8 protein-coding genes are annotated in these 9,969 nt (G+C 75.1%); 2 read left to right on the plus strand and 6 right to left on the minus strand.

What is annotated here, in order from left to right; translation table 11 throughout:
• Nucleotides 1-64: 64 nt before the first annotated feature.
• From ACFC1F_RS41125 to ACFC1F_RS41150, 6 genes are all read right to left on the minus strand, one after another.
• A complete protein-coding gene (locus ACFC1F_RS41125; protein WP_174315586.1) occupies nucleotides 65-232 on the minus strand; it encodes a hypothetical protein in 168 nt (55 codons plus the stop codon).
• Nucleotides 233-435: 203 nt separating this feature from the next.
• Nucleotides 436-1,965: a PQQ-binding-like beta-propeller repeat protein gene (locus ACFC1F_RS41130; protein ID WP_376166648.1), complete on the minus strand. Its 1,530-nt coding sequence runs from the start codon at nucleotides 1,963-1,965 to the stop codon at nucleotides 436-438.
• Between the two features lie 163 nt (nucleotides 1,966-2,128).
• Complete coding sequence (locus ACFC1F_RS41135) at nucleotides 2,129-2,635, minus strand: universal stress protein (protein WP_376166650.1); 507 nt, start codon at nucleotides 2,633-2,635, stop codon at nucleotides 2,129-2,131.
• Nucleotides 2,636-2,903: 268 nt separating this feature from the next.
• The gene (locus ACFC1F_RS41140; RefSeq protein WP_376166652.1) at nucleotides 2,904-4,406 is read right to left on the minus strand and encodes a purine-cytosine permease family protein; all 1,503 of its coding nucleotides are present in this window, start codon (nucleotides 4,404-4,406) and stop codon (nucleotides 2,904-2,906) included.
• A gap of 423 nt (nucleotides 4,407-4,829) precedes the next feature.
• Nucleotides 4,830-6,917: a HelD family protein gene (locus ACFC1F_RS41145; protein WP_376166654.1), complete on the minus strand. Its 2,088-nt coding sequence runs from the start codon at nucleotides 6,915-6,917 to the stop codon at nucleotides 4,830-4,832.
• 147 nt (nucleotides 6,918-7,064) lie between these two features.
• Complete coding sequence (locus ACFC1F_RS41150; RefSeq protein WP_376166656.1) at nucleotides 7,065-7,916, minus strand: hypothetical protein; 852 nt, start codon at nucleotides 7,914-7,916, stop codon at nucleotides 7,065-7,067.
• Between the two features lie 404 nt (nucleotides 7,917-8,320).
• Between ACFC1F_RS41150 and galT the strand changes: the two genes are divergently transcribed.
• Both galT and ACFC1F_RS41160 read left to right on the plus strand, forming a co-directional pair.
• Complete coding sequence (gene galT / locus ACFC1F_RS41155) at nucleotides 8,321-9,427, plus strand: galactose-1-phosphate uridylyltransferase (RefSeq protein WP_376166658.1); 1,107 nt, start codon at nucleotides 8,321-8,323, stop codon at nucleotides 9,425-9,427.
• A partial coding sequence (locus ACFC1F_RS41160) for an NAD-dependent epimerase/dehydratase family protein (RefSeq protein WP_376166660.1) occupies nucleotides 9,424-9,969 on the plus strand: 546 nt, incomplete at its 3' end. The genes galT and ACFC1F_RS41160, both read left to right, overlap by 4 nt.

The raw sequence follows: 9,969 nt of genomic DNA on the forward strand, positions 1-9,969 counted from the left end.
GCCGTGCCGGACGATGTCCGACACGGCCCGATCCGACCGGCGCCCGCCCTTCGGCGGCGGCCCTTCAGCGCCGGCCCAGGAGCCTGGCCAGGAACCCGCCGCCCTTGCCGGCGCTCCGGTCGCACGCACAGCGGTCGGCCTTGCGCACCCCGGCCAGCACCTGCTCGACGTGCATCCCGCACCCCGCGTAGCCCGCCTTGCCACAGCTGCGGCACACCGTACGTCGACACATCGCATGACTCCTTGCCTCACGGCCCCGCGGCGGGGCGCCTTCCCTCCCAATATACCGGGAGGGGTATTTTTCCGGCCGTCGGGACGCGGGCTGCCCGGGTGGGTGGGGTGGCCGGAGTGCCGGGCCCTGTCCGTGAGGAGGGCCCGGCACCCCGGCCGGAGGCCGTGGGCGGGAGACCGTGCCCGGACGGGTCGCCGGGCGGCTCAGTGCAGGACTGTGACGGGCGGTTCGCCGCCGGTGCCGTCGTGGGCGACGAGCGCGAAGCGGCCCCCGATGACGGGCCACAGGACCACCGGGTTGATCCGGGCGTGACCGGGGACGGCCTGCTTGGACTGCCGGCTCCCGGTCGGGGCGGCGAAGTGGTAGAGCGAGTTGTGGGTCAGCGCCCACACCGTGCCGCCGTCCGCGGCGACGCCTTCGACCGACTCGTCCACGCCCGCGGTCCACCGTCGGGTGCCGTCGGCGAGGGAGAAGGCGACCAGTCGTCCGGTGCCCCGCCGGCGGGTGCCGTGGGCGGTCGCCTCGAAGGTGATGTCGTCCGGCTTCACCGCCGGAGCGACGAGCAGGTCCCCGACCACCACCGCGCCGTAGGCGGGCCGGGCGGGGAAGGTGTCGTCGAGGCCCGATCCGGGCTGGACGACCAGGTCGAACTCGGGGCCGGAGACGGGGACGGTGGAGCGCAGGCGGCCGTCCCGGGCGTAGCCGAGCACGGCATGGGTGCCGCGGCCGGCCTCCTCGTCCACCCAGAGCGTGACCGGGTCGGCGGCGAGCAGGGCGAGGCCCTTCAGCCGGCTGCTGACCGGGAGTTCGGCGCGCGTCTGCTCCTGGCCGTCCGCCGGTCGTAGCGTCCGCAGGACGGGCGCCGCCTCCCCGCAGCGGGCGACGGTCACCACTGCGGCCGGCGCCCCGGCCAGGGCCAGCGGGGTGCAGCCGGGTTCGGTGCGGGCCTGCCAGAGCGTCCTGCCGTCGGCGAGGGCGGCCGCCCTCCAGCCCCCGTTCTCCTGGAGCACGGCCAGCCCGCCCGCGATGGCGGCGGTTGCGGCGACGGCGTCGTCGCCGGACCGGCCGGGCGCGTCCACGGACGCCGCCCAGCGGGCCGTGCCGGTGGCCAGGACGAGGGCGGTCACGGTGGCGCAGGGCTTGCCGTGCGCGCTGTGGCCGACCAGGCCGACGCCGTCGCCGGTGGCCTCGCTCATGGTGCACACGGTGTCCCGGCCGGGCGGGGTCCACCGCCAGGCGACCTCGCCGGTGTCGACGCGGTAGCCGACGACGGCGTCGGCGCGGGCGCGGACCAGGATGCCGCCGTCGAGCCAGGCGCCGATCCCCCGGGCGTCGGAGGGCCGGTCCGGCTGCGCCTGCCAGACCGGTTCGACTTCCACGTCGTGCTCGTAGGGAAAGGTCACGACCGCCAGGAGCACCCCCACCAGCGCGGCCGCCGCGGCGGGCCGGCGGCCCGTCCTGACGGCCCGGTAGAGCCCCCAGGGCGCGAACGGCATCAGGTTCACCATGATCCCGACCAGGGCCAGCACGGCTGCCGCGTCCCCGCCGTTCCCCGTCGCGATGGCGGCGAACGCGACGAACGGCTCGGCGACGCCGACCGCCGCCACCAGGGCCCCCATGGCCGGCCAGATCCACCGGGACACCCCGCGAGCCGGCTCCGGCCCCTCGCCCCCCGCCGGCGTCCCGTCCGGTCCGTCGTCCGGTCCCTCCTGCGGCCTGCGGTCCTCGATCATGTCCGACTCCCCCATGTCGCCGCCGCCGTCTGCGGCGGCGCGGAGGCAACCTACCGAAGATCACAGCGCGCCACGACGGCGAAGTACCCGATCACGGCGGGGATTTGCCTGATCTTGACGCGGGCCGGAGCGGCCGGGAGGTCGCCGGCCGCTCCGCCCGGTGTCAGGCCGCGACGAGGCTCAGCGGGTCCGCGCTCCAGTCGGCGCTCCGGAGCTCCTTCAGCAGTTCGGACGGGGGGACCGTCACCACGGTGCAGGCCGCGTGGGCCTGGCAGTAGCGGCTCACCGAGGGCCGCAGGATCCGGGGCAGGCGGCCGCGCCGTCCGGCGCCCACCACCAGCAGGTCGTCCGGGCGGTCGGCGACCGCCACCAGAGCCCGGCCGGCCTCGGCCCGCAGCACCATCGGCTCGATCCGGACGCCCTCCGGGTATCCGCCGAAGGCCTGCTCGAACGCCTCGTCGAGCCGCTCGCGGGCCGCCTGCGCCCAGAGCCGCGCCAGCGGCGGGCACGGCTGGGTGCGGTAGGCCGGCTCGCCGCCGACCGGGGTCCAGGCGATCACGGGGACGAGGACGGCTCCGCGGAACACGGCCTCCTCCACGGCGCGGTGCAGGGCGGCCAGGTTGGCCAGCGAGCCGCTGATTCCGACGATAACCCGAGCACCCTCGGTCATGACTCTCATCTTCCTTCGAATCGCAGGTGGTTTCGGGATTATAGCCAGCTATTCATATGCATAGCAACCGGATCCACCTGGGATCACGCAATCGCCCCCGACCTCGCCCCGCCTCGTTGGCGAGGCGCCGCCCGGGAGGCCGGGAGTGCGGGGATCAGCCGGGCTCAGGGTCAGGTTCATGCCAAGCATGCGGAGCGGAAACGGCTCGTCCCCGGACCGCCGGAGGGGCGGGCCGGGGACGCAGGGTGCGAGACGGCGCCGGCCGGCCTCAGCGGTCGAGCGGAGCCGGCTCCGGCGCGGCCTCGACGCCCGCCGCCGGGGCCGCCATGCCGGCCACCGGGGACGCCGCCCGGCCCGCCCGGCCCCGGGAGGAACGCGACAGCACCACGTAGAGCCCCGCCGCGAGCGCGCCCGAGAGGACGAAGCTGAGGTCGATCCCGCCGGTCAGCGACAGCAGCGGACCCCGGTAGACCGGCGTGTCCACCGCGCACAGCCCGACGGCGCTGCCGACCGCCCAGGCGACGGTGGCCGGGACGTTCCAGCCCGCGCGGTACCAGTAGATGCCGCCGCGGGTGCCGTGGTTGTAGACCTGGAGCGAGCGCCGGTCGTAGTCGCCCCGGCAGCGCCGGTGGCCGATGAGCGTGATGACCGCCCACGGCGTGCCGATCGCGGTCAGCACCAGGACGAAGGAGGTCACGGCGTCCTGCGCGCTCCAGACGAAGTGGCCGAGGAAGACCAGCACGGTCGCCGTCGCCGCCACCACGTAGGTGGCCTGCCGCCGGGTCGCCCGGGGCAGGATGGCGTCCAGGTCCAGGCCCATGCTGTAGAGCATCAGGCCGGTGTTGCCCGCGCTGCCGAGCAGGCCGTTGAGCAGCAGCGGCACGAGGATCCAGAGCGGGGCGCCCTTGATCAGGCTGCCGACGTAGTCGTTGCCCGCGCCGGTGGCGACGGCGGTGAAGGCGCCGAACAGCTGCGGGATCAGCAGGCCCAGGAAGAGACCGGCGGCCGTGGCCCCCAGCACGCGCCGGTTGCCGTGCTTCGCCGGGGAGACGTAGCGGGTGTAGTCGCCGAGCAGGGTGATGAACGCGATGGGGCCGCTCAGCCCGGCCGCGACCACGGCCAGCAGCCAGGTCTGCCAGAACCCGCCGAGCAGGTACTCGCCGTGGGCGGAGCCGTCGAAGTGCGGCGCGAAGGCGAGGAGGCCGGCCAGCAGCAGGGCGCCCATGGCCCACATCAGCACGCGTTCCATCCTCAGCAGCAGCTGGTAGCCGAAGACGGCCGCCGTCGCACTGAGCGCGGCCAGCACGCTGTACGTGATCACGTACGAGACGCCGCCCGCCGGCAGCCCGAGCAGGCGGTTGAGCGCGCCGACCACCACGTCGCCGCCGACCCACAGGGCCAGGGCGGTGTAGCCGAGGGAGAGCAGCAGCCCGATCACCGAGCCGAGCAGCCGCCCGCGGACGCCGAAGAAGGCGCCGGAGCTGGTGGACAGGTTGGTGGCGGTGCGCAGCGACACCAGGGCCAGCGGCGCGGTCAGCACGATGCCCAGGGCGGTGCCGAGGACCAGGGAGGTGGCACTGGCCCAGAAGGAGAGGCCGAAGGAGACCGGGAGCCAGCCGAACACCACCACGCCGAACGCGAGGTTCGAGCCGACCAGGATGGAGAGCACGTCGCGTGGCGTGCTGGTGCGCTCGGCCTCGGGGATGGTGTCGACGCCGTGCTGTTCGATCAGCGCGTGGCCGCCGGCGGACGGGGCTTGGGACATGTGCATCGTCTTCCTGGTGCTCGCGGCGGCGGAACGGGGGAGGGGATCGCCGCCGGGTGCCGGCAGGGCCGAGGCCGCACCAACCCGTCCATGCTTCGTGGCGGAGGCGCGCGGGGACACCGTCCGATCCTCCACAACGCGCCGCCGCGCGGCCCGGGACCGCTGTCGGGTGCTACGGCCGCCGCCGATTCGGACGCACTGCGTGCGCAGCCGGCCGCACCGGGCCACCGGGCCACCGGGCCACCGGGCCACCGGGCCACCGGGCCACCGGGCCACCGGGCCACCGGGCCACCGGGCCACCGGGCCACCGGGCCACCGGGCAAGCGGGCCGGCACCGAAGGAGACGGGCGGCCGGGGACGCGGGCGCGCAGGCCGGGCCGGCCGGGAAGGCGCCGGGCCTCCCGGCCTGCCCGCCTCCCGGCCTCCGGCTCAGGCCCGCGTGACGGTGACCGTGCAGAGGCGCTTGGTCGGCCGGGTGAGGGCGACGTACAGGTCCCGCTCCCCGCCGGGCCGGGCCGCGGTGATCTCCGCCGGGTCGACGACCAGCACGGTGTCGAACTCCAGGCCCCGCGCCTGCGAGGCGGGGACCAGACGCGCCAGGTCGGCGAGCCCCGCGGCGGCCAGCTCCGGGAGCCTGGCGTCCGCGCAGATCACACCGGCCAGTTCGCCGGGGTGCGCGTCCGCCTGGGCGTGCAGTTCGTCGGCCAGGGCGGCGGCCAGGCCCGGCGCGGACGTCGCGACCGTACGGGGCTCGTCGCCGTGGCGGATGGAGCGGCTCGGGGTCTGGCCGGGGGCGATGACGGCGAGCAGGTCCCGGGTGGCGGCGAGGATCTCCTCGGTGGTGCGGTAGCTGACGGTCAGGGTGTGCAGCGCGAACCGCGTGCCGAACTCGGGGGCCAGCGCCTCCTCCCAGCCGCGTGCGGTGGCCGCCGGGCCCGCCTGGGCGAAGTCGCCGACCAGCGTCATCGACCGCGCCGGGCAGCGGCGGCCGACCATCCGCCACTGCATCTCGGTGAACTCCTGCGCCTCGTCGACCACCACGTGGCCGTAGACCCGCTCCGGCGGACCGTCGACCAGGGCGGCCGCCTCGTCGAGCAGCGGCACGTCGGCGTCGGTCCAGGGGGTGTCCCGGCCGCGCCGCAGGAGGGCCCGCTCCTCGTCGGCCAGCTGCGGCAGGAACCGGGCGAGCAGACCGGGGCTGCCCAGCAGGGCCGCCACGACGTCCTCGGGCACCAGGCGCGGCCAGAGCTCCTCCACCGCCCGCTCCACGCCGTCGTCGTCCAGCAGACTGGCCCGGACGGCTTCCGCGTCGAACTCGTCGGCGGCGTTCGAGGACGGCGCCGAGTCGAGGCCGAGGTGGCGCAGGTCCGAGGCGGCGACGCGGTCGAGGTCGATGCCGGTGAGCTGCGCCACCTGGGCGTCGATGAGTTCCAGCGTCTCGACGGTGCCCCGTTCCATGGCGTCGGTGACGGCGTCGGCCAGCAGCTCCTTGAACACCTCGCGGGCGCGGTTGTGGCCGAGGCCGAGGCGCGTGGCCGCGTCCCGCGCGCGGGCCACCTCCTCGTCGTCCAGGTGCACCCACTCCTGGCCCGCCCGCACGGCGAAACCGCCCTCCGGCGCCTGCCGCGAACGCACCAGGCCGGCGAGCGCCTCGGCCATCGCCGCTGCGCCCTTCAGGCGCGCCACGTCGGCGGCCTCCACGGTGCCGGGCTCGGCCCCGGCCAGTTCCGCACAGGTCGCCAGCACGACGTCGTTCTCGCCGAGCGACGGCAGGACCTGCGAGATGTAGTCGAGGAAGCGCGCGTTCGGCCCGAGCACCAGGACGCCGCGCTCGGCGGCCTTGGGGAACGCGTACAGCACGTAGGCGGCGCGGTGCAGCGCGACCACCGTCTTCCCGGTGCCGGGGCCGCCCTGAACGACCGTCACCCCCCGGTGGCGGGAGCGCACGATCGCGTCCTGCTCGGCCTGGAGGGTGGCGACCGCCGCGCCCATCCGCCCGGTGCGGCGCGCCTGGAGGGCCTCGGTCAGCGGGCTGTCGCCGACGACGTCCTCGTCGGTGGGCTCGGAGCCGTCCAGCAGTTCGTCGCTCACCCCGACGACCGAGCGTTCCGCCATCCGCAGGTGCCTGCGGCGCCGCAGGCCCATCGGGTGGACGGCGGTCGCCTCGTAGAACGGGCGTGCCGCGTCCGCCCGCCAGTCCACCAGCAGCGGCAGTTCGCTCTCGTCCACGTGCAGGCCGATCCGCCCGATCCGCAGGGAGAAGCCGTCCGTCGCGTCGATCCGGCCGAAGACCAGGCCCTCCCCCGCGCCCTCCAGCCGGCGCGCCTCGGTGGTCAGGCGCGCCGCGGCGAGATCCCGCTCGTACACCTCGGCCGCGCTGCCGGCCGGCGCGGCCAGCACCCGCGTCAGCTCGGCGCGCGCGCCGGCCAGCCGTTCGTCGAGCAGCCCGTACACGGCGGACACCTCCGCCCGCTCCGCTTCCACCACACGCACGGCACCGTCGTTGACCTGCGACAAGACCGGGCCCTCCTCTCGGTTCGACCCCCCACTATGCGGGCAAACCACTGCGAACGTAAGGCTTGACTTGCGCTGACGATCCTGGCCTCAAGGCAGGTGCCGCCGCAGGTCAGGGAACTGATGGGCGATCAGTGAACTGACGGCCGGTCAGCCAGGCCGCCGGACGTTGTCGTACCTGGGGTTCGGTTCCGTACGGGTGCCGGTCCTGAGCAGCGGCTCGACCCGGGCACCCGGGCAGCCGTCGGCCGAGCGCGTGCACTCCAGGCGGAAGGCGCCCGGCCCCCACCGCTCGGCCCGGACGGCCATCGGCGCCCCGCACTCCCCGCACGGCGGGTGGGGCGGGTCCGGCAGGCGTTCCACCGGCCGGGTGAAGGTGCGGGGCTCGGTGAAGGCGCCCGGCAGGCCGTCGTTCAGGGCGGCCTCGGCGGGGAGGCCGACACCGAGGAGGCCGCCCACGAGGTGGTAGACCTCGTCAAGCTCCAACAGGCCCGCCAGTTCATCCGGATCCGTGTCGTCACCCGCGGGCAGCAGACCGCCCCGGGTCAGCAGCTCACGGGTGAACGGGCTGGCGGGTACGGTCGGCACCCCCTCCGCGTAGCCCCAGACATGCCGGCCGTCCACCAGGTGGTCCAGCCAGGGCGGGTCCATACCGGTGTCCAGGATGTGCAGGCTGCGGGTGCCCGCGGACGGATGCGGCCGCCCGGTGCCGGAACCGCGGTCGGGCCTGAACGGCGCCTCGCAGGACTCCACGGCGAAGACCCACCCGTTGCCCGCGTCGCCGAACCGCGCCAACCCGGGCAGCCGCTCATCGAGCAGAACACCCTGCGACAGACTCTCCCCGGAGAGCCGCAGTGTCCGCTCCAGCGTCACCGCGTCCATCAGGGAGCCCTGTTCGGCTCCCAGCCGCACCGCCAACTCCTCGATCCCGACGCCGTGCACGAACGTCAGATAGAAGTGCTCAAGACCTCTGCCGATCCAGGCGATCCCCTCGTCGATCACGGCCCGAGCCTACTGCCCGGGCCGGGCGGGCCCACCCGTGGTCGGCGGGCGGCGCCCGGTTCTCGACGCGCGGTCGGCAGTAGCGGCAGCAGTCGCACCGAACCCCGGGGCGGCGCACGGAATCCCGCCCCGGGGCGGACGCCGGGCCGCGCCGGCCGGTGGACCCGGGCGATGCCACCGGTTGACCGGCCGCGGCCGGCAGGCCCCCGACCCCGCCCGCCAGGCACGACTCCTCGCGGACGGGGTGGCCGTGACGGGCCATCGGAACGTGGCCCCGGGCGACGGCGTACGACTGCGACACATTCTCTGCAGCGTGGATGTTGCTTCGTGTCTTTTTATGTTTGATTATGTTGCACAGAAGCGCTCGGGCACCCCAGCCGAGCGGCCGCCTGTGAGAGGACGCCGTGATCAGAACCACCGCCAAGCTCGCCGACGGGCGCGAGCTGATCTACTTCGACAGCGACGCCGCCGCCGACCGGGGCACCCGCGACCTGCGCCCGCTGGAGCCGATCGGCAGCCGGTCGGAGATCCGCCGCGACCCGGCGACCGGGGCCTGGGTGACGATCGCCGCGCACCGGCAGAGCCGGACCTACCACCCGCCGGCCGACGAGTGCCCGCTCTGCCCCTCCCGGGACGGGCGGCTGAGCGAGATCCCGGACGCCGACTACGAGGTGGCCGTCTTCGAGAACCGCTTCCCCTCGCTCACCCCGGCGCCCGCGGCCGCGGACCTCCTCGCCGGCCCGCACGCGCCCAGCCCGCCGTACGACGTCCGGGCCGGGAACGGGCGGTGCGAGGTGGTCTGCTTCACCTCCGACCACGGCGCCTCCTTCGCCGACCTCGACGAGGCCCGCGCCCGGCTCGTCCTGGACGCCTGGACCGACCGCACCGCCGAACTCTCCGCCCTGCCCGGCGTCGAGCAGGTCTACTGCTTCGAGAACCGCGGCACCGAGATCGGCGTCACCCTCGCCCACCCGCACGGCCAGATCTACGCGTTCCCCTTCCCCACCCCGCGCACCGCCCGGACCGCCGAGCAGGCCGCCCGCCACCGCGCCGCCACCGGGCGCAACCTCTTCGAGGACCTGCTCGCCGCCGAACGCGCCGACCCCGTCCGGGTGGTGGCGGCCGGCGAGCACTGGACCGCGTTCGTGCCGTACGCCGCCCGCTGGCCCTACGAGGTCCACCTCCACCCGCACCGCCGCGTCCCCGACCTCACCCGCCTCAACGAGGACCAGCGCGCCGAACTCCCCGGCCTCTACCTCGACCTGCTCCGCCGCTTCGACCGGCTCTTCGGCACCCCGCAGGCCCCCGTCCGGGCCCCCTACATCTCGGCCTGGCACCAGGCGCCCCGCACCGGCGGCGAGGAACTCGCCCTCCACCTCGAACTGTTCACCGTCCGCCGCACCGCCGACAAGCTCAAGTACCTGGCCGGCACCGAGTCCGGCATGGAAGCCTTCATCAACGACGTGTCGCCGGAGACGGCCGCGCAGCGCCTCCGGGAGGTCGCATCATGAGTAAGTACCTGGTCACGGGTGGCGCCGGATACGTCGGCAGCGTCGTCGCCGCCCGCCTGTTGGAGGCCGGGCACCGGGTGACCGTCCTGGACGACCTCTCCACCGGTTTCCGGGAGGGCGTGCCGGCCGGTGCCGAGTTCGTCCGGGGCCGGATCCAGGAGGCCGCCGCGGTGCTGGACGGCTCCTTCGACGGGGTGCTGCACCTCGCCGCGTCCTCGCAGGTCGGCGAGTCCGTCGTGGACCCGGAGAAGTACTGGCGCAACAACGTGGCCGGCTCGCTGGAGCTGATCAGCGCGATGCGTGCGGCGGGCGTGCGCAAGCTGGTCTTCTCCTCCACCGCCGCCACCTACGGCGAGCCGGAGTCCGTGCCGATCGCCGAGACCGCCCGCACCGCGCCGACCAGCACCTACGGCGCCACCAAGCTCGCCGTCGACCACCTGATCACCGGCGAGGCCGTCGCCCACGGCCTGGCCGCCGTCTCGCTGCGCTACTTCAACGTGGCCGGCGCGTACGGGGCCTACGGCGAGCGGCACGACCCCGAG

It is taken from the genome of Kitasatospora sp. NPDC056181 (assembly GCF_042266225.1).
In the GTDB taxonomy this organism is placed as follows: Bacteria; Actinomycetota; Actinomycetes; order Streptomycetales; family Streptomycetaceae; genus Kitasatospora.